The following is a 25,963-nucleotide window of genomic DNA, read 5'->3' on the forward strand; positions in this document are numbered from 1 at the left end:
AGAGAAGAAGATGGTCGTGCCTGTCGTGGTCGCGCTGGACGACCCCGGAGCGACGGGAACGCTGCAGCGGGCGTCCGTGACGGTCTCGTTCCCCTCCGAGAAGCGCGAGAATGTCCTCTCCGTTCCGGTGTCGGCACTGCTGGCGCTGCGGGGCGACACCTTCGGCGTGGAGGTCGTCGTCAAGAACGGGACGACGAAGCGCGTCCCGGTCAAGACCGGCGCCTTCATCGACGGCCGGGTCGAGATCTCCGGCGACGACATCGCGGACGGCGAGAGAGTCGTGGTGCCGTCGCTATGAACGAGATCGTCTCCCTGAACGGCGTCGAGCGCAGCTACGGCCAGCCGCCCGTACGGGCCTGCGCCGGGGTCAGCCTCTCCATCCAGCGCGGTGAGCTGGTGGCGATCGTCGGGCCGAGCGGCTCGGGCAAGTCGACGCTGCTCAACCTGATCGGCACCCTCGACCGGCCGACCGCCGGCAGCGCCCGCATCGACGGCCGGGAGGTCGCAGATCTCTCCGACCGCGAGCTCTCGGCCCTCCGCGCCCACCGCATCGGGTTCGTGTTCCAGCAGTTCCACCTCACCGAGGGCGTCACCGCGTTGGAGAACGTGGCGACAGGGCTGCTCTACCTCGGAATCCCGGCGCGGAAGCGCCGTGCCCTCGCCGAGAGGGCGCTGCGCCGGGTCGGGCTCGGCCACCGCCTCGACCACCTGCCCAACCAGCTCTCCGGCGGCGAGCGCCAGCGCGTCGCCATCGCACGGGCCGTCGTCGCCGATCCGCCGCTACTGCTGGCGGACGAGCCGACGGGCAACCTCGACAGCGCCGCGGGCGAGCGGATCATGGAGCTGCTGCGGGAGCTGAACGCGCAGGGGACGACCATCCTGGTCATCACCCATGACGCGGACATCGCGCAGCAGCTGCCCCGGCAGATCGCCATCCGCGACGGCCGCGTGGTCGCCGACTCCGCCTCGGACCGCCGGGCGGGGGTGGCCGCATGAGCGCCGCAGAGACGACTTCTCTGCCCGCCTCCCGGCTCCTGCCGGGCGATGTGCTGCGGCTGGGCACAGCCGGTCTCCGAGCGCGGCCGGTGCGCGCGGTGCTCTCCGCCCTCGGAATCGCCATCGGAATCGCCGCGATGGTCGCTGTCGTCGGCCTCTCGGCCTCAGCCCAGGCGAAGGTCGGCCAGCAGCTCACCGCGCTCGGCACCAACCTGCTGAGCGTCCAGCCCGGCGAATCGTTCTTCGGCGAGAAGAGCAAGCTGCCACGGGAGTCGGCCGGGAAAGTGGGGATGATCCCCGGCGTGGAGGCCGTGGGTGGCGTGTCCACGCTGAGCGGGGACACCTACCGGAGCCGGCTCATCTCGCCGGGCGAAGGGGTCGGGGTCGCGCCCACGGCCGCGGACATCGGCCTGCTGAAGGTCCTCCGCGGCACCGTGCGCTCCGGCGCCTGGCTGAACGAAGCCACCGGAGCGTTCCCGGCCGTGGTCCTCGGCTCCACCGCGGCCGAGCGGCTCGGTGTCGTGACGCCCGGCGCCCAGATCTGGATGGGCGGGCGCACGTTCACGGTCGTCGGCATCCTGAACCCGCTCCCGCTCGCCCCCGAGCTGGACACCGCGGCGCTGATCGGCAAGCGAGTGGCCGCGGACGTCTTCGGATACCGCGGCAATCCAACGACGGTCTACGAGCGCTCCAGCGACGCGTCCATCTCCGCGGTTCGCTCCGTTCTCGGCCGCACAGTGAGTCCGCAGGCGCCCAACGAGATCAAAGTCTCCCGCCCCTCCGACGCCCTCCATGCCAAGAGCGCCGTCGACGCGGCGTTTACCGGGCTGCTCGTGAGCCTCGGCGCGGTCGCGCTGCTCGTCGGCGGCATCGGGGTGGCCAACACGATGATCATCTCGGTGCTGGAACGGCGGCGCGAGATCGGGCCGCGGCGGGCGCTCGGGGCGACGCACAGCCACATCCGCTCGCAGTTCCTGGCCGAGGCTCTACTGCTGTCGCTGCTGGGCGGCGTGGCGGGCACCGCGCTCGGCGCCGCGGTCATCGCCGCGATGTCGGGGGTGAACGGCACACCGTTCGTCCTGCCGGCAGAGGCTGTTGGGGTGGCGATCGGCGCGACGCTGGTGATCGGCGCTCTCGCCGGTCTGTACCCGGCGATCCGGGCGGCGCGCACGCCCCCGACCGCGGCGCTCAGCTCCTGACGCCGGCACGGGAGGAGGCCGCTTTCTCCAGAGGAACCGCTCCCCGGAGCGGGACAGACTTTTCCGTCCCGCTCCGGGAGTGGTTCGCTCCTTCCGCGGGGACCCTCTCTGCGCTCCCCGGGGCGCCGGTCACATGCTGTCGAGGATGTCCACCAGGTCTTCGTACGTCGTCAGCGGGTTGAGCACCGCGAACCGCGTGTTCGGCAGGCCGGCGTGGGAGCTCGGCGTGACGAACGCGCGCTGTCCGTCCAGCAGCCGCGCCGACCACAGGGCGTAGTCCTGCTTGGTCCAGCCCTCGCGCTCGAACACGACGATCGACAGCTGCGGGCGGCGCACGAGGCGGAAGCCGTCGCGCCGCTCGATCTCCGCCGCGATCCGCTGCGCGAGCCGGAGGGACGCGGTCACAGCCTCCCGGTACGCGGCGGCCCCGTGGCTGGCGAGCGAGAACCAGAGCGGTAGGCCACGCGCCCGCCGGGTAAGGTGCGCCGCGTAGTCGGACGGGCTCCAGGAGGAATCCTCGGTCAGCGTGTCCAGGTACTCGGCGTGCTGCGTGTGCGCGCGGCGGCCCGCCTCCGGGTCGCGGTAGATCAGCGCGCACGCGTCGAACGGCGCGAACAGCCACTTGTGCGGGTCCACGATCACCGAGTCCGCGCGCTCGACGCCGGCGAAGCGCGGCCGACCGAGCGGGGAGAGCATCCCGGCCAGCCCGTACGCGCCGTCGACATGCAGCCAGAAGCGGAACTCGTCTTTCAGGGCGGCGATCGAGGCGATGTCGTCGACGATGCCGAAGTTGGTGGAGCCGCCCGTCGCAACGACCGCGAACACGGCGTCCCCGTGCTCCTGAAGCGCCCGGCCCACCGCCTCGCCGCTGAGCACGCCGGACTCGCCGGGCGGGACCGCGACCACCTCGACATCCATCACCCGCGCCGCCGAGGCGACCGAGGAGTGCGCCTCCGCGCTGCACACGATCGCCCACCGGCCAGGCGGGTCGCCCCGCTCGCTCCGGGCGTGATCGCGGGCGGCGACCAGCGCGGAGAGGTTGCCGAGGGTGCCGCCCTGCACGAACGCCCCGCCCGCGCCCTCCGGCAGCCCGAACTCGGCCGCGAGCCAGGTGAGCACCTGGTTCTCCGCGTAGACCGCGCCCGACCCCTCCAGCCACGACCCGCCGTAGACCGCGGTGGCGGACACCACCAGATCGAAAGCCGTGGCCGCTTTGGTCGGCGCTGTCGGGATGAAGGAGAGGTACCGGGGGTGGTCGGTCGTGATGCACGCCGGCGCCAGCACATCCTCGAACAGCGCGAGCGCCCGCTCGGCCCCCATCCCCTCCTCGGAGAGGGTACGCCCGGCCCGGCGCAGCAGCTCCGACTCCGGGAGCGGTTTGTCCAGGGGGGTGTCGGTGCTCAGGATGCGGCGGCGCGAGTAGTCGAGCACCAGATCCACCAGCGCGCGCGTCTCCGGGGTGACGGCGTGCATCCGGGCGGCGTCGGTGCGGGAACCGGCGATGTGGGACATGAAGACCTCCGCACGGAATCTTCGCACAGGCATTCGGCGAGAATGGGGAATCGCCCCGCGGACGGGCCGATCACACGGACGGCCCGGGGGTGGATGGCGCAGACTGCGCGCTGAACCTCGCACCTGGTCATACGGCAGCTGAGGAGAGAAGCCGAGCCTGATGAGGGCGAGGAAGAAATTTGCTCCGATTGATTTCTGATGGAAATATACCGGAAGAACGACATGGTATCGTTCGCTAGGTGTTGTTGCCGGGTTCTGCGCTTGGTGCTTGTTGAAGAATGAGGAAGACCCGCCGAGTGAAGACTATCCTTTTCGATGAAGCGACTGCGGACCGGCTCATCCAATACCTTGCGGGACGTGGCTCAGCAGTTGCGGAGCATGGGGTGGGACCGGTGGAACGCGGTGTCTCAGGCGATGAGCGATTTCTCTGGCGGGTACGCGAAACGCTTCGAGGCGGCCTGTGCGACCGAATCCACAGATCGTGGCGCTCTTGCGAGAGCTCTCGACGCGCTCGCTGACGACGTTGAGGGTGCGAAAGCCCAGGCACGGCTCGAGCGGGAGCGGATCGCCGCTCACGAGGCGTGGCAGGAACGCGTAGCCGAATGTGAGCGGGTGGAGAAGTTCGCTTTCTCCGGGGGCTTCCCGTCACTGGCCGTTTTTCCGGGCCTCGAGCCCAGCACGAGACCTCGTCGGCCGCCGGAGATCTCCGCCTCGTTCGGGCCTGGAATCAGAAACCGGTATGCAGGTGGCGGTGATGCAGGCGGGACGACTTCGGCGGCGCCGGCGAGCCTGCGGAGCTTTGTGTCGCGGTCACGAGCGCTGACGTCACGGATGAGCGCTGGCCGGTCCGATGTGCGCGGTGCGGTGGCCGCGTATACAGGAGCGTGTTCGTGGGCGCCGCTGTCCGTTTCGGCGCTGCTCACCGGATTCTCCCGGCTGATCGAGGAGAACCGGGCTGACGAAATCTGGATCGAAGATGTGGCTTCTGCGTTCGAAGCCGCCGGGAAGGGCGCGCTGGGCGACTTCGATGTGATGCTGGTGGTGAACGCCAGGCATCCCGAGGAGCTCAGTAAGCTGCTCCTGAGCGGAACGTTGACACAGGCTCAGATCGCGGCGACCTGGGCGGCCCTGACGAAGAGCGCGGACTTCGACGCCGAGAAGTTCATCAAGAAGCATTCATTCGAGCTAGGTGTGTTTCTCAGGGACGTTGGTCAATCTGCTGATGGGTGGCTGGCTGCCGATGGCGGTGTGGGGCCTGTGGTGATTGTAGGAGTGCAGCCAGGCCGGGAGTGCGTTGCGGCGGGCTGATTCGGAGTTGTAGTGCCGGGCGTATGCCCAGCCGTCGGCGAGGGTGCGGTGGAAGCGTTCGATCTTGCCGTTCGTCTGCGGATGGTAGGGCCGGGTGCGTTTCGGTTGGATGCTGAGCTCGGCGCAAGCGTCGCGCCAGGCGTATGAGCGGTATGCGGAGCCGTTGTCGGAGAGCACCTGTTCGACGGTGACGCCACGGCTGGCGAACCAGCCGACCGCTCGACGCAGAACAGCGATTGCAGTGGCGGCGGTTTCGTCGTCGTGGATCTCGGCGTAAGCGACACGGGAGTGATCGTCGATGACGGTATGAACGAACGCTGTGCCGGTGATCATGTCGCCGGTGATCCCGTGTTTCCCGGTCCGCTTCGCGGTGATGGCCTTGTTCCGCTCTCCCTGGAGACGTCCGACGTAGCGCCAGCCGCCACCGTCGGGGATGTTGCCGAGTTTCTTGATGTCGACGTGGATCATCGATCCGGGATGCTCGTGCTCGTAGCGGCGGGCGGGTTCGCCGGTGCGGACGTCGACGTGGCTGGGCCGATTGATCCGGCACCGGGAGAGGACCGTGTGAACGGTCGAGGCGGGCATGCCGAGCTGGGCGCCGATACCGACTGGTCCCAGCCGCTTCTTCCACCGCAGATGCACGACCTTGCGGACCAGTCTTCGCGGGGTCTTGTTCGGGCTGTGATGCGGCCGTGACGAACGGTCCAGCATTCCCGCCTCGCCCATCTCCACGTAACGACGAGCCCATCGGTCCGCGGTGCGTCAGGACACTCGGAAGTAGGTCGCCGCCGCAGCAACGGACCAGCCGTCGTCGACGACTTGGCGGGCCAGGCGGAGGCATTCGCGAGGAGTCAAAGCAGCATTAGCGTGGGTCACGAGGACCTCCTAAGTCATCGAGTGCAGGGAAACTAGACAGCCCCACTCTCGACCGGGAGGTCCTCACCCATCTATCGCGTCACACCTCAACCAACGTCCCTGAGCAGCACACCTAGCGCGCGCCAGACTCGCCCTGCGCGATGGCGAACAGGATGCCGTCGCCGGGAGCGGCCGGGACGAAGTCCGCCTCGATCTCGGCGCGCTGCAACAGCTCGCCCATTCGGCGCTGGCGCTGGCGCGGGATGAGAGTGACGACGGTGCCGCGCTTGCCCGCGCGACCGGTGCGGCCGGAGCGGTGCAGGTAGGTCTTGTACTCGTCGGGCGCATCGGCCTGGATGACCAGGTCGATGTCATCGACGTGGATGCCGCGGGCCGCCACATCCGTCGCCACCAGCACGCTCACGCGACCGCTGGTGAGCTGCGCGAGGTTGCGCGTGCGGCGGGACTGGTTGAGGTCGCCGTGCAGGGAGACGGCCGGGATGCCGGCGTCCTCCAGGTTGTCGGCGAGCATCTCGGCGAATGCGCGGGTGCGGGCGAAGATCAGCGTCTTGCCGCCGCGGTCGGCCAGCTGTTCGATGATCGCGCCCTTCTCGCGGTGCTCGACCACGAGCACGCGGTGGTCGATAGCCGAGGAGTCCTGGTCCTCGCCCGCCACCTCATGCACCGACGGATCGACCAGGAACTCGTCCACCAGCTGTGCGACGCCGGAGTCGAGCGTGGCCGAGAAGAGCAGCTTCTGGCCGCCGTCGGCGGTCTCGCGCAGGATGCGCTGCACCGGTTCGAGGAAGCCGAGGTCGCACATGTGGTCGGCCTCGTCCAGAACGCTGATAACGACCTGGCTGAGATCGAGCCGACCCTGTTCGACGAGATCCTCGATACGGCCGGGCGTGCCGATCACGATGTCGACTCCGCGCTGAAGAGCGCCGACCTGCCGCCCCTGGGGCACACCGCCGTAGATCTGCGTGGTGAAGAGACCGACCGAGCGGGCGATCGGCTGAACGGTGCGGTCGATCTGGAGGGCCAGCTCGCGGGTCGGCGCCAGGATGAGCGCCCGCGGAGCCCGGCCGCTCTGACGTTTGCCGCCGGACTTGCCACTCTCGGCCCACAACCGCATGAGCCGCTCCACCATCGGCGCACCGAAGGCGATCGTCTTGCCAGAACCGGTGCGCCCGCGGCCGAGCACATCCCGGCCGGCGACGATCTCCGGTGCGGTCGCGGCCTGGATCGGGAACGGCGTCTCGGCGCCGAGCTCGGCCAGTGCCCGGACGATGTTGCCGCCGAGGCCGAGGCTGGCGAAGGTCACGCCGTCCACATCCTCGGCGCGGGTCGCCTCGGCCTGCAGCCGATCGAGCACGACATCGTCCTGCGGGGCGAAGCGCTTCTCCTGACGCGACAGGGAGAAGGAGTTGCGGCGGGGACGGTCGCGGCGGTCGCCGAACGGGCGAGCGGGACGGTCGTCATCGTGGCGCGGACGCTCAGCGCGGTCGAAATCCCGGCGGGGACGGTCAGCGCGCTCATCGAGATCCCGGCGCGGACGCCCGGCCCGCTCCGGCCGGCCGGTGTTCGCGCGGCTCTCCCACTCGCGCTCGGTGCGGCGCGCGTCCTTTCCGCGCGGCTCCCAGTTCGGGCGCTGCTTGCCGCCGTCCGCGCCGCCATCGCGACGGCCGTGCGGGGAGCGGCCGCGGGCGGCGCGGTCCTCGGCGCTCCAGCGGGACTTCTTGGGGGTTCCGGCCTCCTCGGCGCGATAGCCGCGGTGCTTGGGGCTGCGGCTGCCGGCGGCGGGCTGGCCGCTGCGGCTGCCGTTCTTCTTGTGTGGGGGCATTCTCGTGTCTCTTCCTGGGCTGTTCGGGGTGCGCGGCGGCGCGCACAGAAGCGCGCCGGAAGTTCCCCGGCTGTCTTCGCCCGGGACCGTTCACTGAGTGATGATCCGCACACCGATCGGGGCGGAACCGGCCCACTTGACTGACAAACCCATCCGCGCGTCGAACGGCGCGGTGTCAAGAGCCGACTTTCCCATGATACCGGATGGTGGCTGGGAACGAGCAGAGCGCAGCAGGGTATACAGGAGTCATGGCTTCCCTGGACGCGATCGTCGTCGGCTCGGGACCGAACGGACTCGCCGCCGCCGTCACCCTGGCGCGGGCGGGGCTCGCCGTGCGGGTCTACGAGCGCAACAGCACCGTGGGCGGCGGCCTGCGCACCGAAGAGCTCACCCTTCCCGGCTTCCGGCACGATGTGTGCGCGGCCGTGCATGCGATGGCGGTCTCGTCCGGCTTCTTCCGCTGCTTCGGCCTGACCGAGCGGGTGCGGTTCGTGACCCCCTCCGCGTCCTACGGGCATCCTCTCGACGGCGGCGCGGCGGCGCTGGCCCACCGGGACCTCGACCGGACGGTGGAGGCGCTCGGCCGCGACGGAGCCGCCTGGCGCGCGCTGCTCGGCCCGCTGGTGCGGAACGCGGACGCTGTGGCGCAGTTCACCGGCTCGGCTGTGCTCCAGCCGCCCCGGCACCCGCTCGTCGCCGCCCGCTTCGGGCTGAGCGCGATCGCGCAGGGCGGCCCGTGGTGGAACCTGCCGTTCCGCGGGGAAGCCGCCCCGGCACTGCTGGCGGGGGCGTTCGCCCACGCGACGCTCCCCCTGCCGGCCGTCGCCGCCGCAGCGGCGGGCCTCGCACTCGCGACCCAGGCCCACGCGCGCGGCTGGCCCCTCCCCGTCGGCGGTTCGCAGTCGATCGCGGACGCGCTGACCGCCGACCTCGTCGCCCACGGCGGCGACGTGGTCACCGACGCCGAGATCACCTCCCTGGCCGACCTCCCAGACGCCCGCGCGATCCTGTTCGGCACGCACGTCGCCGTCGCCGCGAAGCTCGGCGAGGACCGGCTCGCACGGGGCTACCTGCGCCGCGTCTCGCGCTTCCGCGGCGGCAACGGCGTCTTCAAACTCGACTTCGCGCTCTCCGGCCCGGTACCGTGGGCGAACCCCGAACTCGCCGAGACCGCGACCGTCCACCTCGGCGGCACCCGCGGCGCGATCGCCCGCTCCGAGCGCACCATCGCCCGCGGACGCGAGAGCGATGATCCGTACGTGCTCGTCTCGCAGCCGTCCCTGTTCGACAGCACCCGCGCCCCGGCGGGCAGACACGTCCTGTGGGCGTACACGCACGTCCCACGTGGCTCGACCTCCGACCGCAGCGCGGCGATCATCGCGCAGATCGAACGGTTCGCCCCGGGCTTCCGCGACCTCATCCTGGCGACCGCCGCCAAGACCGCCCACGAGCTGCAGCAGTACAACCCCAACGACATCGGGGGCGACATCTCGGCCGGAGCCACGGACTTCCGCCAGCTGATCGCCCGGCCGGTCGCCGCCGCCGACCCCTGGCGCATGCCCGGCCGCGGCCTCTATCTGGCCTCCGCCTCCGCCGCTCCGGGTCCCGCGGTCCACGGCCTGCCCGGCTACTACGCGGCCCGCAGCGCCCTCCGCCACGAGTTCGGGATACGGCGGATGCCCTCGCTGGCCTCCGCCGCCGGACCGGCCGGCCCGTGACCGGAGGAGGCGCAGGGGCGTGAGCCGCACCTCGCCCTCGCCGGGCCGAGGCATCGCACACGTTCACGCCTCCCCGGCGGCGAAGGCTCCCGGCAGAGGGCGGCCGGACCGGGTCGAGGTTTCTCAGGCGGGCGGCGACGCGGCGGGACGACGAGCACGGGCCGGGTGAGCAGGTCAGGGAATGGGGCTCGGCGGGAGCGTCGGGATGGTGGCTTCGATGGTGCGGCGGTACTCGTCGAGGACAGTCTCGTGGGTGGAGCACACGGTCTGGATGTTGATGCTGACGATCTCGTTGCTGGCGAAGAGGCCGACCTTTGCGCCGTCGGCACGGTCGCCGCGAATGTTGGCGTCACGGTAGCCGTCAGAAAGGATGCGGTAGGGAACGACGGTGCTGACCGTGAACCCGTGTTTCTGCCAGACCGGCGTGACCCGATCAACCAGGACCTTCGGGTCCACACCGAGGTCATGGCTGATCGACGCATACAGACGGAGCGGAGCGGGGTCTCGTCGTCCCATACCGCAAAGCTCGGGCGGATCTTGCATGATGACCTCCGGCGTCCACAGCGTGCCACCGCCATCGGCTTTCGAGCCAAGATACCAACCGTCCGGAAGACAGTGCCCTCTCGGGTGATATCGACCAGATCGAGCGCCTGCTCCCGAAGCTCGGTGAGGGTCCTCTGCGGCCCCCGCTGAGGCGGAGGCTCGGAAAGGACGGGAACGGACACACACCCTCCTAAAAGCAACACGGACAGGAATGCAGCCACCAGAGCGGCGGGACGGCGGGTGCGGGCGGTGGTGCGGTTCATACGATCGGGCGGGTGGGAGCGCCGGGCTTGCCGGGGGCGAGCGGTGCGGGAGGCTGCAGGTCGAGCGGGGGGATATAGCGGGAGCCGAGGGTGAACTGATTCTCGGTGGGGGTGAGGCCCCCGACGACTTTGTCTGTCCGGCCGGTGCTGGTCGCCGCCATGTTCCTGAGCGCCTCGGTGCCTTTGTCGAAGTAGCCGTGCCCGGCGGGTGGGACGGCGTTGAGCGGGTTCGGGGAGAGCGGGGCGAGGTCCTTGCCGAGGGGGTTGTGACCGCGGACGGGTTTGAGGTCGCCGGAACCGTCGGAGGAGAACGACTGCGCACCGGTGATGACGCTGCCGGCGGCCGAGGCGGTGCCGGGGTTCGGATTGGGGCGGATGGCGAGCGCGGCCCCGGTCGGGGCGAGGATGTCGTACCGGGCGTTCGTGGTGTAGACGGCGGGTCTCCCGTCCACAGCGGCGACTTTCAGCCTGGTCAGGTCGGGGGCGGTGCCGACGTCGATGCCCGCGGAGCCGATCAAGGTGATCGAGGAGACCGGGATGCGCACCTCGGTGAGCGCGTTCACCGCGGTGGTGGTGCCGTAGGAGTGGGCGACCACGCCGATCGTCGGCGCGGCGGGGCCCGAGGCGGTGCGCACGGCGTGGTTCCCGTCCAGCTCCGCGGCCAGCCGCAGCGACCCGGCCCGGGCATGGGCGGGGCCGAGGACCTGACCGAGGTTCGAGAGGTCCGCGGTAGGGGTGTCGTAGCCGAGCCAGGAGACCACCGCGTGCGAGCGGACCGGGTCCAGCCTCCGCTGAGCGGCGAAGAGGTTGCGGGCCGATTGCGACCAGTTCTCGGCCGCCTCCGACGCGTCGAACCCCATCCCGGGAACGCACCAGGTGGTGGTGTCCGCGGTGTCGGGGTCGCCGTAGCCGACCACGACCATCGGCACCGCCGCCCCCGGATTGAACGCGATCAGCAGAACCGGTGCGCCTTTGAGTTCCGATCGACCATGCAGCGCCTTTCCCAGCTTCTCCAGCGTCGCCGCCTGCACCGGGGTGAGGTCTTTCCGCGCCGCCCATTCCGCGTAGAGGGCCCGGTTGGCGGTGTCCCGCACCGCGTAAGGGATGCCGGGGAGGTTCCCGATGACGGCCCGGGTGAGGGTCGTGAACGCGGTCCGCACGGCCGGGGTGAGGTCCGTCCACCAGGCGGCGACCGCGACCGGGTCGGGCGGAGTGATCCAGAACGCCTGCACAAGCTCCGGACTGCCCGTGAGCAGTGCCCGCAACTCGGCCGGAGTGATCTCTGTGAGCAGCGCCAGCAGATCGGCGGCGGTCGGCGGAGCCAGCTTCCCCGTGCCCGCGCCGAAGACCGCCCACACGGTCGCGCCTGGCGCTGCGCCGCTCCCCGCCTCCTCGAAACCGACCGCGACCGCCTCCAGCCAGGCGGTGTCGGAGGCGTTCTGGCCGAGCCAGCGCTGGAGGGAAGAGACGAGCGCGGAGCCATCGAGGCGGCCCCACCGGCAGCGGGCCTCGACGTCGTCCAGAGCGGCGCGGACCCGGGCCAGGGAGCCCCTCACCTCGTCATCGAGCGACCGCGCCACCGCCACGAAGGCGCGCAGCTCCCCCCGGGCTGGCCGAAACCAGCCCCTTCCCGGTCCGGCCGTGTGCCGTCCCGGGCCGCGGCAGATCGGCGCGGCCAATGGTCACCGCCGCCGTGTGCGATGGCGCGGGAGCGCCGGGCCCGGGACGCGGATCGGTGAGGAACCCCACGACCGCGGTCGCCGGCTGCCCCATCCCGGCGTACACCTTCTCACGCAGCCGCTGCCGTGCCTGCCACTCCCGCACCTCGGAACGCCGCCGGTCCTCCGCGAAGGCCGCCGCCGCGAGGTCGTCCGCCGCGTGGCCGAGGGCACGCAGCGCCGCGCAGAGCCGCGACGCCTCACGACCGGCCTCGGCCAGAGCCCGCTCGAACAGCTCGGCGAACAGACCACGGAACTCGGCCCCGGCCTGCCTGCCGGCCTGCTGCCGCGCGCTCTCCCGCGTCTCGATCGCCGCCGCCGCCGAACGCACGACCTGATACAGGTCATCGGTCACCCGCACATCGAAGACAAGCGCCCGGACATCGTCATCGACAGAAACACGGTGCATAGAGCATAAAATACAGGACGCAGCATCGCCGGGCGACGCGAATCCGCCGAACGAGCCGCCCGGCCACGGGTCCGGGGCGCTGTCGCAGCGAGGCGCGGCCGTGCGCCGTTCCCCGGAAGCCGCGTGCGGCCGATCGCTCAGCTCCTGCGGATGCGCCGGGAGAGCTCGGCGGCGGCGGCCCGGACCCGCTCAGCCAGCGCGTCCCACTCCCCGGGCGGGACGCTCTCGCGCGGGAAGGTGACCGCGATGCCGGCCGCGGGCCAGCCGGCGTGGTCGCGCACCGAGACGGCGACGGAGGCGAAGCCGGGCGTGACATCGCCGTCCTCGGTGGCGTAGCCGCGCTCGCGGGCCTCCGCGACGAGCCGCTTCAGCTCGCCGTAGCTGCGCGGCCCGGCGCCGGTGCGGTCCTCGAAGGCGTCGCGGTCGGGATAGAGCGCTCGCAGCTGACCAGCCGGGAGCGAGGCGAGGAGGGCGCGGCCGCTCGCCGTGAGGTGCGCGGGCAGACGCACGCCGACCTCGGTGACCAGGCGGGGCCGCCGCGGAGCGCGCTCCTCCACGATGTAGACGACATCGCGGCCGTGGAGCACGGCGACGTGGCCGGACTCGCCCAGCGCGTCCACGAGCCCGGCGACGATCGTCCGGCCGAGACGGCTGAGCGGCTGCTGCCGGGAGAACGCGCTCGAAAGCTCGTAGGCAGCGACCCCCAGGCCATAGCGGTGCGCCTCCGGGAAGTGCAGGACGAAGCCGTGCTCGCCCAGCACGGTCAGCAGGTGGTAGTGCGTGGAACGCGGGAGCGTCAGCGCGGTGGCGATGCTCGCGGCCGGCACAGGTCCGCGCTGACCGGCGAGATGGTTCAGGATGCGGAGGGTGTTCTCCGCAGCGGGGACTTTGCTCACAGGACTCGCCTCCACCCTCTGAGTCTGGGATACCAGACACCGGACACCCTACAGCCACGGTGCCCCCCAGCCGGCCGGCGCATGATCGGAGCATGCTCACCACCGCACCCGCACCCGCAGCCGCAGCCGTCGCTCTCGGCGCGCGTCCGCTCACGATCGCGGAGGTCGTGGCCGTCGCCCGCCACGACGCGCCCGTCACGCTCGATCCCGGCGCCCTGGACGCGGTCGCCGCGTCCCGCGCCATCGTCGAAGCCCTCGCCGACGACGTCGAGCCGCACTACGGCATCTCCACCGGCTTCGGCGCGCTCGCGACCACGTTCATCCCCGTCGCGAGCGCCGCGCGCAGTTGCAGGCGAGCCTCGTCCGCTCGCACGCCGCGGGCTCGGGCCCCGAGGTCGAGCGCGAGGTCGTCCGCGCCCTCATGCTGCTGCGCCTCGCCACGCTGATGACCGGACGCACCGGCGCACAGCGCCGGACCGTGGAGACCTACGCAGCCCTCCTCAACAACGACATCACGCCGGTGGTCCGGGAGTACGGATCGCTCGGCTGTTCGGGCGATCTCGCGCCGCTCGCCCACTGCGCCCTCGCCGCGATGGGCGAGGGCGAGGTCCGTTTCGCCGGGGAGCTGCGCCCGGCCGCTGCGGCCCTGGAGGCCGCCGGCATCCAGCCCGTCGTCCTGGCTGAGAAAGAGGGGCTCCCCCTCATCAACGGCACCGATGGGATGCTGGGGATGCTGTGCCTGGCCCTCCACGACCTCGGCAGGCTCCTCACCACCGCCGACATCGCCGCCGCGATGAGCGTCGAGGCGCTGCTCGGCACCGACGCCGTGTTCGCCGACGACCTGCAGCGGCTTCGCCCGCAGACCGGCCAGGCCATCTCCGCCGGGAACCTGCGCGCCTTGCTCGCGGGCTCCCCCCTCCTCGCCAGCCACAAGGGGCCGGAGTGTACGCGCGTGCAGGACGCGTACTCGCTGCGCTGCGCCCCGCAAGTACACGGTGGCGCGCGCGACACCCTCGCGCACGCCGGCCTCGTGGCCGGCCGCGAACTCGTCTCCGCGATCGACAACCCGGTCCTGACGCCCGATGGACGCGTCGAGTCGAACGGGAACTTCCACGGAGCGCCGGTGGCGTATGCGCTCGACTTCCTGGCGATCGTGGCGGCGGATGTGGCGAGCATGTCCGAGCGCCGCACCGACCGCTTCCTCGACCCGGCCCGCAACCAGGGGCTGCCACCGTTCCTCGCCCACGAGGTGGGGATCGACTCTGGACTGATGATCGCCCAGTACACTGCGGCGGGCATCGTCTCGGAGCTCAAACGGCTCGCCGCTCCCGCATCGACTGACAGCATCCCCTCGTCCGCCATGTAGGAGGATCATGTGTCGATGGGCTGGGCCGCGGGCCGGAAGCTCCGCCGTGCCGTCGACGGCCTGACCCGGGTGCTCGCGATCGAGGCGCTGACCGCCGCCCGCGGTGCGGACCTCCGTGCGCCGTTGCAGCAGGGCCCCGCGACCGCCGCGGTGACCGCCGTCCTGCGCCAGTCGGTGGCCGGTCCCGGTCCCGATCGCTCACTGTCCCCCGAGATCGAGGCCGCCGTCGCGCTCGTCGCCGCCGTCGCGCTCGCCGACGGCGCCGAGCGCCTCCTCGGCCCCCTCCCCTAACCCCCTTAACCCCGATCCCCACCCCCGCCCCGCCCAACCATCGCTTCCTCACTTGTTCCGGGATTGAGGCCGGAAAAGCCGGAAGAAGCGAGGAAGCGATGGGGGAGTGACGAAAGAAAGAAAGAGAGAACGAAAATGCAGGGAGCGAGAGAAGTGTACGCGGCGCGCGGCAGCGAACTGAGCGCCAAGAGCTGGCAGACGGAGGCCCCGCTGCGAATGCTGATGAACAACCTCGACCCGGAGGTCGCCGAGCGCCCCGACGACCTCGTCGTCTACGGCGGCACCGGCCGGGCGGCCCGCAGCTGGGAGGCCTACGACGCGATCGTCGAGACCCTCCGCGACCTGGAGCCCGGACGAGACGCTGCTCGTCCAGTCCGGCAAACCCGTCGGTGTGTTCCGCACGCACGAGTGGGCCCCGCGCGTGCTGATCGCGAACTCGAATCTCGTCGGCGACTGGGCGACCTGGCCCGAGTTCCGCCGGCTCGAGGCTCTCGGCCTCACGATGTACGGCCAGATGACGGCCGGCTCCTGGATCTACATCGGCTCCCAGGGCATCCTGCAGGGCACCTACGAGACCTTCGGCGCGGTCGCCCGCAAACAACGGTTCGGCGGCACGCTCGCCGGGACCCTCACCCTCACCGGCGGCTGCGGCGGGATGGGCGGCGCGCAGCCGCTCGCCGTCACGCTGAACGGCGGCGCTGCGCTGATCGTGGATGTCGACCACGCCCGGTTGCAGCGGCGCGCCGACCGCGGCTACCTCGACGAGCTGACCGACGACCTCGACGAGGCGATCGGCCGGGTCACCGCCGCGAAGGAGGAACGCCGCGCTCTCTCGGTCGGGCTCGTCGGCAACGCGGCCACCGTCTTCCCGGAATTGCTGCGCCGCGGCGTGCCGATCGACATCGTGACCGACCAGACCAGCGCCCACGACCTCCTGAACTACCTGCCCGAGGGCGTCACCGTCGCGGAGTGGCACGAGAGAGCCGCCGCCGGCCCCGAGGCGTTCACGCTCGCCGCGCGCGCCTCGATGGCCAAGCAGGTGCAGACGATGGTGGAGTTCCAGGATGCCGGGGCCGAGGTGTTCGACTACGGCAACTCGATCCGCACCGAGGCCCAGCTCGGCGGCTACGAGCGGGCGTTCGACTTCCCCGGCTTCGTGCCCGCCTACATCCGGCCGCTGTTCGCCGAGGGCAAGGGCCCGTTCCGCTGAGTCGCCCTCTCCGGCGACCCAGCGGACATCGCCGCGACCGACCGCGCCGTGCTCGAGCTCTTCCCGGAGGATGAACACCTTCGCCGCTGGATCGCGCAGGCCGGAGAGAAAGTCCCGTTCGAGGGCCTTCCCGCCCGCATCTGCTGGCTCGGCTACAAAGAGCGCCACCTCGCGGGCCTCAAGTTCAACGAGATGGTCACCTCCGGCGAACTCTCCGCCCCGATCGCGATCGGACGCGACCACCTCGACTCCGGCTCGGTCGTCTCGCCCTACCGCGAGACGGAGGCGATGGCGGACGGATCGGACGCGATCGCCGATTGGCCGCTGCTGAACGCCCTCCTGAACACCGCCTCCGGCGCCACCTGGGTCTCGCTGCACCACGACGGCGGAGTGGGCATCGGGCGCAGCATCCACGCGGGCCAGGTCGTCGTGGCCGACGGCACCCGGCTGGCCGCGGAGAAGATCGAGCGCGTGCTCGTCAACGATCCGGGCACTGGAGTCATGCGACATGCCGACGCCGGCTACGAGCGCGCGACCGAGGTTGCCCGTGAGCGCGGCTTGCGCCTCCCGATGCGGCAGAGGGCGACGGTCTGATGCCGCGCGCGACGCTGCTGACCGGGATCGGCGAGCTCGTCACCCTGGACCCTTCCCACCCAGGGCCGCTCGGCGTCCTGACCGACGCCGCGCTGTTCACGGTGGGGGCCGGGTGGAGTGGACCGGGCCCGCGTCGGCGGCGCCGCGCGCGGACGCCGACGAGATCGTGGACGCGGAAGGGCCCGCCGTCCTCTCCGGCTTCGTCGACAGTCACACCCACCTCGCGTTCGGCGGCGACCGCTCGGCCGAGTTCGAGGCCAGGATGGCCGGCCGGGCGTATTCCAATGGGGGCATACGCAGCACGGTCGCGGCCACTCGCAGCGCAACGGAGGACGAATTGCGGTCCCGGCTGGCCCGTCTGGTCGCAGAGCTCCGCGCCCAGGGAACCACCACGTTCGAGATCAAGAGCGGCTACGGCCTGACCGTCGCGGACGAGGAACGCCTCTTGCGCCTCGCCAGCGAGGTCACCGGCGAGAAAACATTCCTCGGCGCGCATGTGGTTCCGGCGGAGTACGCTGCCGACCCCGATGGCTACGTGGACCTCGTCACCGGACCGATGCTGGACGCCTGCGCCCCGCACAGTCGCTGGATCGACGTCTTCTGCGAGACCGGCGCCTTCACCGTGGAGCAGTCGCGGCGCGTGCTCGCCGCCGGTGCGGCGCGCGGGCTCGGCGTCCGGGTCCACGCCAGTCAGCTCGGGCCCGGGCAGGGCGTCGCCCTCGCCGTGGAGCTGGACGCCGCGAGCGTCGACCACCTCACCTACCTGACCGATGCGGATGTGGAGTCGCTGGCCGCTTCGGACACGGTGGCGACCCTGCTGCCCGGCGTGGAGTTCTCGACCCGCCAGCCCTACCCGGACGCGCGCCGTCTGATCGACGCGGGTGCGCGGGTGGCCCTGGCGAGCGACTGCAATCCGGGCTCGTCGTTCACCTCCTCCGTGCCGTTCTGCATCGCGGAGACGACCTCGATCGCGGAGGCGGCGGCCAAGGCCGGGGTCAAGAAGTTCATCAAGACCAACGCGCAATCCACGCTCGCCAAGCAGATCTCCGACATCCAGGACCTCATCGCCCAGGGCGCGGATGTGCTCATCGTCGCGCCGCTCAACTCCGACGGGCTGAAGCCCGCGCTCCAGGCCGCCCGCAAGAAGAACATCCCGGTCATCACGGTCGACCGCAAGCTCAACGCCAAAGCCTGCTCGGACTACGTCTCGTTCCTCGGCTCCGATTTCGTGGAGCAGGGCAGACGCGCGGCCGACCAGCTGATCGCGGGCACCGGCGGCAAGGGCGATATCGCCATCCTGCTCGGCGCTTCCGGCAACGGCGTCACCATCGACCGCACCAAAGGCTTCGTCGACCAGCTCAAGGCCAAGGGACCCGGCCTGACGGTCGTCGCGCAGCAGACCGGCGACTTCGCCCGCGACAAAGGCCAGTCGGTGACCGAGCAGCTCTTGCAGGCGCATCCCGACATCACCGCGATCTACGCGGAGAACGACGAGATGGGCCTCGGCGCGCAGGCGGCGATCATCGCGGCCGGGAAGACTCCGGGCAAGGACATCCAGCTCTACTCGATCGACGGCACGAGGAACGCCGTCGAGCAGATCGCCGCCGGAGCCTACAACGGCGTCATCGAGTCCAACCCGCGCTTCGGGCCGCTCGCCTTCGCCACACTGAGCTCTTTCCTCGCGGGCGACCCGGTCGGGCAAGCATCGTGATCGAGGACGGCGCGTATGACCCGTCCAACGCCGCGAACAAGGTCGGCGCCGCCTACTGAGCGGGGCCACCCGCTGAGCCCACGGCGGGGCGCGGACGGCGATGCGACCGTGCCCCGCCTCCGGCGCACCCTGCGACGCCCACTCCCACAAGAAAGGCCAACGCGTGACGATGGAGTCCGCTCTCCGCACGATGACACCCGTCCTCGAAGCCCGCGGAGTGACCAAACGGTTCGCCGGCGTGACGGCGCTGAACGCGGTGAACTTCCGTCTCGCCCCCGGCGAGAGCCTGGCTCTCATGGGCGAGAACGGCGCCGGCAAGTCGACGCTGATCAAGGTGCTCACCGGGGTCTATCAGCCCGATGACGGCGAACTCCTGCTGAACGGCGAGCCCACGGCGTTCGCCCGGCCGCTCGACGCCCAGCGCTCCGGCGTCAGCACCATCTACCAGGAGATCACTCTGGTGCCGCTGATGTCGGTGGCGCAGAACATCTTCCTCGGGCGCAAGCCCCGGAACCGTCTGGGCCTCATCGACTTCCGCCGGATGAACGCGCAGGCCACCGCGCTGCTGGCGGGGTACGGCATCCACGTCGACGCCCAGCGGCCGCTGCGCTCGCTCCCCCTCGGCATCCAGCAGATGGTGGCCCTGGCGCGCGCGGTGAGCATCGACGCGCGGGTGGTCATCATGGACGAGCCCACCTCGTCGCTGGAGGCCCGCGAGGTCGAGACGCTCTTCCGGGTGATCGGGATGCTGCGCGCGCAGGGCATCGCGATCGTCTACGTCCATCACCGGATGGACGAGATCTACCGGGTGTGCGACACGGTCGCCGTGCTGCGCGACGGCAGCGCCGTCCACAACGGCCGGCTCGACGCGCTCTCCCGCGTCGAACTCGTCTCGCTCATGCTCGGTCGCTCCGTCGAGAAGCGGACGAGCGCTGCGGCGGACACTGCTGCGTGGGCAGAGAGCGGCTCCGCTCCGGTGCTGGTCGCGACCGATCTGAGCCGGCAGCACCAGATCGACGGAGTGGGGCTGTCGATCCAGCCCGGCGAGATCGTGGGCCTCGGGGGCCTGCTCGGCTCCGGCCGCTCGGAGACGCTGAAGGCGATGGCCGGGGTCATGCGCTTGGATCGCGGGCGCGTGGCGGTGGACGGCAAAACCGTGCGCAGCGGCTCGATCGCCGCGGCCATCCGGGCCGGGATCGTGATGCTGCCCGAGGACCGCAAGGCCGAAGGGATCGTGCCGAACCTCTCGATCCGAGACAACATCGTGCTGGCCGCGCTCCCGCGGCTCTCCCGCTTCGGCTTCGTCTCCCAGCGCAGGCAGGATGCCGTGGTCGATGTCTTCATGAGACGCCTGAGCATCAAAGCCTCCAGCGCCGATCAGGCGGTCTCGGAGCTCTCCGGCGGCAACCAGCAGAAGGTGATGATCGCCCGCTGGCTGGCGATGAGCCCCCGTGTGCTGCTGCTGGACGAGCCGACGCGCGGAATCGACGTCGGCGCGAAGGCCGAAGTCCAGGGGCTCATCGACGAGCTGGCCGGCGAAGGGCTCGCGATCGTGCTGGTCTCCTCCGAGATCGAGGAGGTCATCGACGGGTCCGACCGGGTGATCGTGCTGCACGAGGGCAGCGTCGCGACCGAGCTCACCGGCGTCCACGTCAACGAAGAACAGCTGCTCGCCGCTCTCGCCGGCGACGCCGGGAAGGAACGGTATGAACGAACGCTGTGCCGGTGATCATGTCGCCGGTGATCCCGTGTTTCCCGGTCCGCTTCGCGGTGATGGCCTTGTTCCGCTCTCCCTGGAGACGTCCGACGTAGCGCCAGCCGCCACCGTCGGGGATGTTGCCGAGTTTCTTGATGTCGACGTGGATCATCGATCCGGGATGCTCGTGCTCGTAGCGGCGGGCGGGTTCGCCGGTGCGGACGTCGACGTGGCTGGGCCGATTGATCCGGCACCGGGAGAGGACCGTGTGAACGGTCGAGGCGGGCATGCCGAGCTGGGCGCCGATACCGACTGGTCCCAGCCGCTTCTTCCACCGCAGATGCACGACCTTGCGGACCAGTCTTCGCGGGGTCTTGTTCGGGCTGTGATGCGGCCGTGACGAACGGTCCAGCATTCCCGCCTCGCCCATCTCCACGTAACGACGAGCCCATCGGTCCGCGGTGCGTCAGGACACTCGGAAGTAGGTCGCCGCCGCAGCAACGGACCAGCCGTCGTCGACGACTTGGCGGGCCAGGCGGAGGCATTCGCGAGGAGTCAAAGCAGCATTAGCGTGGGTCACGAGGACCTCCTAAGTCATCGAGTGCAGGGAAACTAGACAGCCCCACTCTCGACCGGGAGGTCCTCACCCATCTATCGCGTCACACCTCAACCAACGTCCCTGAGCAGCACACCTAGAAGAGGTCGGGCGACGGCGCGCTCGCGTGGCGGATGGAGACGTCCGCGTGCCGGTCGAAGCGGTAGCCCACCCCGCGCACGGTGCGCACGATGTCCTCGTAGCGGCCGAGCTTGGAGCGCAGCCGGCGGACGTGGACGTCGATGGTGCGCTCGTTGGGCACCTCGTCCTCGTCGGCGGCGGCCCAGAGCGAGGAGATGAGTTCCACACGCTCGATCGTGCGGCCCTCGCGCAGCACCAAGTACTGCAGCAGCTCGAACTCCTTGTACGTCAGCGCGACCGGCTGGTTGTCGAGGACGAGGCGTTTGCGGGAGATGTCGATGACCACGCCGGAGGAAGCGCGGTCCTCGTCCTCGTCCACCGCTCTGGTGTGGCGGTGCTTGGCGATGGCGGCCGGGTCTTGCAGGGCGAGGCGCACGACATCCACATCCCGCCCGCTTGCGCCGGCCGGGGCCAGGGCCACGGCGGCGTAGGTCTCGGACTCGGGCGCCAGCTCGGCGGTCAGCTGTTTCAGCGCCTCCACGATGCGGCCGAGGTCGGTGCCGGCGGAAGCGGCCTTCAGCTCGTCGATGCCGACATAGAGGACGAAGCCGCGGGCCTCGGCGCCCTCGGGGACGGCGCGGATGCGCGGGGGGACGGCAGCGGCGGGCTGTGCGGCGGGTCGGAGGGTGTCGATGGTGGCGAGAGACATGGGAGGGAGTCCTTCGGATGACGATGATGTGCCGGTTCCCGGTACGACGAGCTCCACGATTCGTGGAGGGGAGGCCCGGGGTTTTCCGGTGTTACGAGAGGTCCCCGTTCAGAAGGGGATGGATGCGCGGGTGCGTTCGTGTGGCGCGCCCGGGGAGCTGTGCCCGGCGTCGACGCGCGTTACGCGTCGGAGGGCGACCGCTCGGCGAAAGGGTCGTCAGGTCAGCGACACATTCGGCAATGCATGACCGATTCGCGGCCGGCCATCATCATGCCGGCATCCCCAAGGGCCTCGAAGGAGGTCAGGGTACGCGAGTTGTCCATCATGGTGAGAAGTAAACCGTCTTGTGACTCGCGGTGTCAAATCGTTACGGAAGGGTGTGCCCGTCGCTGACGGCCGAGTACACACCTAGACGGTGCCGTACAAGCGGTCCCCGGCATCGCCCAGGCCGGGGACGATGTAGCCGTTCTCGTTGAGACGCTCGTCCAGCGCGCCCAGGACGATGGTCACATCCCGCCCCTCGGTCGCCTTCTCGAGCGCCTCCAGGCCCTCCGGGGCGGCGAGGACGCAGATGGCGGTGACATCCACCGCATTGCGCTTGAAGAGGAAGTCGATCGCCGCCCCGAGCGAGCCGCCGGTGGCGAGCATCGGGTCGAGCACGAAGCACTGGCGTTCGGAGAGGTCCATCGGGAGGCGCTCGGCGTACGTGGTCGGCTCGAACGTCTCCTCATTGCGGGCCATGCCGAGGAACCCGACCTCGGCGGTCGGCATGAGGCGCACCATGCCCTCCAGCATCCCGAGCCCGGCGCGCAGGATTGGGAACGACCAGAGGCCGCGGCTCGCTGATGGCCACCCCCATCGTGGAGGTGACCGGCGTCTCGATCTCGACGGGCTCGACCCGGACCGCGCGCGTCGCCTCGTAGGCGAGCAAGGTCACGAGCTCTTCCGTGAGCGCCCGGAATGTCGGAGCCGGTGTCTCCTTGTTGCGAAGCACGGAGAGTTTGTGAGTGATCAGGGGATGGTCCGCAACATGCACTCGCATAGGCTCAAGGGTAGTCGAATCATCCCGGGAGGAAGCCCGTGCCCCTGCCTGTCCCCGCCGCGTACGAGGAGTGGATGCGGCGCGCCCTCGCCGACGCCGCCCGCGCGGCCGCGACCGGCGACGTGCCCGTGGCCGCCCTCGTGGTGGACGCCGGTGGGCGGGTCATCGGAACGGGACGCAACGAGCGCGAACTGCGCCACGACCCGACCGCGCACGCGGAAGTGCTCGCCCTCCGCGAGGCGGCCTCCTCCCGCGTGGACTGGAATCTGGAAGGCTGTACGCTCGTCGTCACCCTCGAGCCCTGCGTGATGTGCGCGGGCGCTATCCTGGCCGCGCACATCACGACGGTGGTGTTCGGGGCGTGGGACGAGAAAGCGGGTGCGGCGGGATCGCTGTACGACATCCTGCGCGACCGCCGGCTGCCCGCCCGGTCCGAGGTCTACGCGGGGGTGCTGGCCGAGGAGTGCCGAGCGCTGCTGCTGGCTTTCTTCGAGGCCAAGCGCTGAGCCATCGGCACACGGCCACGGAGACGGTCAGCCCGGGAGGGGCGCTGGGGCCGGGCCGCAGGATGGCGTCGTCGTCACTCCAGCCCCTTGATGACGATCGCGTCGGTGGGGGGATTCCGTTCGTCCGGGTCGACCCAGACGTCCGGTTCGACGTAGATCACGCGGGCTGTAGGAACAGCCTCGCGGACCCGCCGCTCGACCGCGTCGATCACCGCCGAGACCTCCGCGAGGCGGCTCTCGCCGGACATCGCGACCTTCGCCCCGACGAGCAGTTCGTCGGGGCCGAGGTAGAGCGTCTTCATGTGGATGATGCGCTTGACCTCGCCGCCACGGAGCACAGCCCGCTCGATCGCGGCGGCGTCCGCGTCCGACGCGCCCTCGCCGACCAGCAGGCTCTTCGTCTCGAAGCCCAGGACGAGGGCGACGACGATCAGCAGCGCGCCGATGAGGAGCGTGCCGATCGCATCCCACACGGCCTCGCCCGTCAGGACGCTGAGGCCGACGCCGATCAGCGCGAACAGCAGACCTGTGAGCGCGGCGACGTCTTCGAGCAGCACGACGGGCAGCTCGGGGGCCTTGGCGCGTCGGATGAACTGCGGCCACGACATGCTTTGTTTGTGCGGCCGGGACTCGTGGATCGCCGTGCGCAGCGAGAACGACTCCAGCCCGATCGCGATCAGCAGCACGAGCAGCGGCAGCCAGGAGTTCTCGAGAGGGTGCGGGTTCGTGAGCTTCTCGACGCCCTCGTAGAGCGAGAACACGCCACCGACGGAGAACAGGACGATGGAGACGGCGAAAGCGTAGACGTAGCGCTCCCGACCGTAGCCGAACGGATGCTCCCGGTCCGCCTTCTTCTTGGCGCGGCGGCCGCCGAGCAGCAGGAGTAGCTGGTTGCCGGAGTCTGCGAGCGAGTGGACGCCCTCTGCGAGCATCGAGGAGGAGCCGGAGAAGAGCCAGGCGATGAGCTTCGTCAGCGCGATCCCGAGGTTCGCGGAGAACGCCGCGACGATCGCCCTGGTGCCACCTGATGCGCTCATGGCCTCATCCTAGGATGGCCCCATGACCGACACGCAGCGCCTCACCCTGCCGACCATCGCCATGCTCGGCGCCGGATCGATGGGCCGGGCCATTCTGTCCGGCCTCACCGCTCCCGGCGTGACCGTGACCGGCGGCATCCGTGCGACCAGTCGCTCTGCTGCCAACGCCGAGGGGCTGGGCGAGCTGCCCGGCGTCACCGCGTACGCCACCGAGGCCGATCCGGGCGCCAACCGTCTGGCTGTGGCCGGCGCCGAGATCGTGGTCGTGGCCGTCAAACCCGGGATGGTCCCCGATCTGCTGCGCGAGATCGCCCCCTCGCTCACTCCCGGGGCCGTCGTGGTGAGCGTCGCCGTCGGTGTGACCACCGCGACATTCGAGTCCCTCCTGCCGGAGTCCGTGGCTGTCGTCCGTTCGATGCCGAACACCCCCGCCGTCGTCGGCAGGGCCGTCACCGGCATCAGTGCCGGAGCCCGTTCGGAACTCGATGACCTTGCCCTCGTCCGCTCCCTGTTCGAGACCGTCGGCGAGGTGGTCGAGGTCCCTGAGTCGCAGCTCGACGCTCTCGGCACCATCTCCGGCTCCGGGCCCGCCTATGTCTTCTTCCTCGTCGAGGTCCTCACCGCCGCCGCCCTCGAGAAGGGCTTCACACCCGAGCAGGCGCGCACCCTCGTGAACGGCACCTTCCTCGGCGCCGCCGACCTCCTCGTCGCCTCGGGCGAGGGCCCCGCCGACCTCCGCCGCCGCGTCACCAGTCCCGGCGGCACCACCGAGCGCGCCATCGGGGTCCTCGCCGCCGCTGACCTCCCCGCCCTCTTCGCCCGCGCCACCGACGCCGCCCTCGCCCGCTCCCGCGAACTCGCCGCCCCCTGACCGGCCATCTCTTCCTCACTTCTTCCGCCCGACACGCCGTACCGGGCCGGAACTACTGAGGAACCGATCGCGCGAGCGCGCGGCGGACGGTGAGGATGGCGCGCGGGATGGGCGGGGCCAGGTCCGCAGACGTGACGAACACGGTCTCCCACCCCGCGGCGGCCAGACGCTCGCGACGGTAGATGTCCTGCTGATAGAGGGCGCGATCCGTCCGGTGGTGGTCGCCCTGGTATTCGACCGCGACCCGCCGCTCCGGGAAAGCGAGATCGACCATCGCGACGAAGCTCCCCCGATCGTGGACGCGATAGTTGAGCTCCGTTCCGGCAGCCCCGCCGCGATCAGTTCGACCCGGAGGCAGGACTCCTGTGGAGACAGCGGGCCATATCTCACCAGGTCGAACGCGAGCCGCAGGTTCCGCACACCCGGCCGCCGGCCGTGACGCCGCAGCGCCGCGAACAGATCCTCGGTCGTCGAGGGTGTCGGGATGCCGGAGTAGGGCTCGTCGCCCGTCACGATGAAGTTCCCCGACAGCGACAAGGTCCGGCACCGGCAGCACGCCGGAGAGCTGGGCCCAGGTGTCCTCCGCGGAGAGGCAGCGCAGACCGTCGATGTGGACGACGCGATGCCCGGCGGACCTGAGTTCGTGTGGCACCACTCCGCGCACCCGCGACGGCTTCCGTGGCGCGAAGACGGCCACATGCACCGAGCGCGGCCGGTGCTGCCAGGGGAGCGGCAGACCGTGGAGCACAGCCGCGCTCGCGTGGCTGAACACCTCCCCCTCGCGGTCGCGGGCGGCGTACGCGCGGCACAGTGCGCGGTGGTCGCCGAGGTCGGCGTCCATTGTCCTGACCCCGCGGAACGGCCGCTGCAGATCCGCCCGGTAGAGCCGGTGCCGCGTCAGCCCGGCCGACCGTGCCTGTGCGTAGGTGAACCCGTCGGCCGGGAGCTCGCGGGCCGGTGGTCCCTTGGCCGGCGCTCTCCCTGTCGGCGCACC

16 protein-coding genes and 6 pseudogenes are annotated in these 25,963 nt (G+C 70.7%); 10 read left to right on the forward strand and 12 right to left on the reverse strand.

Annotated features, from left to right (window positions below; genetic code table 11):
• Positions 1-10 precede the first annotated feature (10 nt).
• From O159_RS13010 to O159_RS00840, 3 genes are read left to right on the forward strand one after another with little or no spacing between them, the layout of a single operon-like run.
• Positions 11-298, forward strand: coding sequence for an efflux RND transporter periplasmic adaptor subunit (locus O159_RS13010; protein WP_021753891.1), 288 nt, complete (start codon positions 11-13; stop codon positions 296-298).
• Entirely contained in the window at positions 295-996 is a 702-nt protein-coding gene (locus tag O159_RS00835) for an ABC transporter ATP-binding protein (protein WP_021753892.1), read from the forward strand. Before O159_RS13010 ends, O159_RS00835 begins: the two co-directional genes overlap by 4 nt.
• Entirely contained in the window at positions 993-2,195 is a 1,203-nt protein-coding gene (locus tag O159_RS00840) for an ABC transporter permease (protein WP_021753893.1), read from the forward strand. Before O159_RS00835 ends, O159_RS00840 begins: the two co-directional genes overlap by 4 nt.
• Positions 2,196-2,324: 129 nt before the next feature.
• Here O159_RS00840 and O159_RS00845 read toward each other — a convergent pair whose 3' ends face one another.
• The 3 genes and pseudogenes from O159_RS00845 to O159_RS00855 form a co-directional block, all read right to left on the reverse strand.
• On the reverse strand, positions 2,325-3,707 hold the full coding sequence (locus O159_RS00845; RefSeq protein WP_021753894.1) for a pyridoxal phosphate-dependent decarboxylase family protein: 1,383 nt from the start codon (positions 3,705-3,707) through the stop codon (positions 2,325-2,327).
• A 1,185-nt stretch (positions 3,708-4,892) separates the two neighbouring features.
• Positions 4,893-5,891: pseudogene (locus O159_RS00850) on the reverse strand (IS481 family transposase).
• 112 nt (positions 5,892-6,003) lie between these two features.
• On the reverse strand, positions 6,004-7,713 hold the full coding sequence (locus tag O159_RS00855) for a DEAD/DEAH box helicase (protein ID WP_021753895.1): 1,710 nt from the start codon (positions 7,711-7,713) through the stop codon (positions 6,004-6,006).
• A gap of 248 nt (positions 7,714-7,961) precedes the next feature.
• On the opposite strand from O159_RS00855, the gene O159_RS00860 reads away from it, so the two are divergent.
• Positions 7,962-9,431 (forward strand): phytoene desaturase family protein, encoded by a 1,470-nt coding sequence (locus tag O159_RS00860; RefSeq protein ID WP_021753896.1) that lies wholly within the window; start codon positions 7,962-7,964, stop codon positions 9,429-9,431.
• 174 nt (positions 9,432-9,605) lie between these two features.
• Here O159_RS00860 and O159_RS00865 read toward each other — a convergent pair whose 3' ends face one another.
• The 4 genes from O159_RS00865 to O159_RS00880 all read right to left on the reverse strand — a co-directional run bounded on the left by O159_RS00865 (position 9,606) and on the right by O159_RS00880 (position 13,260).
• Positions 9,606-9,947, reverse strand: a complete 342-nt coding sequence (locus tag O159_RS00865) for a hypothetical protein (RefSeq protein WP_021753897.1) — start codon at positions 9,945-9,947, stop codon at positions 9,606-9,608.
• 286 nt (positions 9,948-10,233) lie between these two features.
• The gene (locus O159_RS00870) at positions 10,234-11,823 is read right to left on the reverse strand and encodes an alpha/beta hydrolase (protein ID WP_021753898.1); all 1,590 of its coding nucleotides are present in this window, start codon (positions 11,821-11,823) and stop codon (positions 10,234-10,236) included.
• The gene (locus O159_RS00875) at positions 11,798-12,364 is read right to left on the reverse strand and encodes a hypothetical protein (protein ID WP_021753899.1); all 567 of its coding nucleotides are present in this window, start codon (positions 12,362-12,364) and stop codon (positions 11,798-11,800) included. Before O159_RS00875 ends, O159_RS00870 begins: the two co-directional genes overlap by 26 nt.
• 137 nt (positions 12,365-12,501) lie before the next feature.
• The gene (locus tag O159_RS00880; RefSeq protein ID WP_021753900.1) at positions 12,502-13,260 is read right to left on the reverse strand and encodes an IclR family transcriptional regulator; all 759 of its coding nucleotides are present in this window, start codon (positions 13,258-13,260) and stop codon (positions 12,502-12,504) included.
• Positions 13,261-13,352: 92 nt separating this feature from the next.
• Here O159_RS00880 and hutH point away from each other — a divergent pair.
• From hutH to O159_RS00900, 4 genes and pseudogenes are all read left to right on the forward strand, one after another.
• Positions 13,353-14,917: pseudogene (hutH, locus tag O159_RS00885) on the forward strand (histidine ammonia-lyase).
• A 135-nt stretch (positions 14,918-15,052) separates the two neighbouring features.
• Positions 15,053-16,721 (forward strand): annotated as a pseudogene (hutU, locus tag O159_RS00890) (urocanate hydratase).
• Positions 16,721-18,432, forward strand: a pseudogene (gene hutI, locus O159_RS15420) (imidazolonepropionase). The pseudogenes hutU and hutI overlap by 1 nt, the downstream one beginning before the upstream one ends.
• A 169-nt stretch (positions 18,433-18,601) precedes the next feature.
• Entirely contained in the window at positions 18,602-20,161 is a 1,560-nt protein-coding gene (locus tag O159_RS00900; protein ID WP_043993869.1) for a sugar ABC transporter ATP-binding protein, read from the forward strand.
• Here the strand turns inward: O159_RS00900 and O159_RS13615 are convergent.
• From O159_RS13615 to upp, 3 genes and pseudogenes are all read right to left on the reverse strand, one after another.
• Positions 20,133-20,708, reverse strand: a pseudogene (locus O159_RS13615) (helix-turn-helix domain-containing protein); the annotation flags it as partial. The gene O159_RS00900 and the pseudogene O159_RS13615 sit on opposite strands and share 29 nt — an antisense overlap.
• A 112-nt stretch (positions 20,709-20,820) precedes the next feature.
• A complete protein-coding gene (locus tag O159_RS00910; RefSeq protein ID WP_021753905.1) occupies positions 20,821-21,513 on the reverse strand; it encodes a winged helix-turn-helix domain-containing protein in 693 nt (230 codons plus the stop codon).
• Between the two features lie 408 nt (positions 21,514-21,921).
• Positions 21,922-22,555: pseudogene (gene upp / locus O159_RS00915) on the reverse strand (uracil phosphoribosyltransferase).
• Between the two features lie 38 nt (positions 22,556-22,593).
• On the opposite strand from upp, the gene tadA reads away from it, so the two are divergent.
• A complete protein-coding gene (gene tadA, locus O159_RS00920; protein WP_021753907.1) occupies positions 22,594-23,061 on the forward strand; it encodes a tRNA adenosine(34) deaminase TadA in 468 nt (155 codons plus the stop codon).
• Between the two features lie 74 nt (positions 23,062-23,135).
• Here tadA and O159_RS00925 read toward each other — a convergent pair whose 3' ends face one another.
• A complete protein-coding gene (locus O159_RS00925) occupies positions 23,136-24,098 on the reverse strand; it encodes a cation diffusion facilitator family transporter (RefSeq protein WP_021753908.1) in 963 nt (320 codons plus the stop codon).
• Positions 24,099-24,120: 22 nt separating this feature from the next.
• Here O159_RS00925 and proC point away from each other — a divergent pair, with 22 nt between their 5' ends.
• Complete coding sequence (gene proC, locus O159_RS00930; protein WP_021753909.1) at positions 24,121-24,969, forward strand: pyrroline-5-carboxylate reductase; 849 nt, start codon at positions 24,121-24,123, stop codon at positions 24,967-24,969.
• Positions 24,970-25,021: 52 nt separating this feature from the next.
• Here proC and O159_RS00935 read toward each other — a convergent pair whose 3' ends face one another.
• Entirely contained in the window at positions 25,022-25,810 is a 789-nt protein-coding gene (locus O159_RS00935) for a dimethylarginine dimethylaminohydrolase (RefSeq protein ID WP_021753910.1), read from the reverse strand.
• Between the last annotated feature and the right edge of the window lie 153 nt (positions 25,811-25,963).

Source organism: Leifsonia xyli subsp. cynodontis DSM 46306 (assembly GCF_000470775.1).
Lineage (GTDB): Bacteria > Actinomycetota > Actinomycetes > Actinomycetales > Microbacteriaceae > Leifsonia > Leifsonia cynodontis.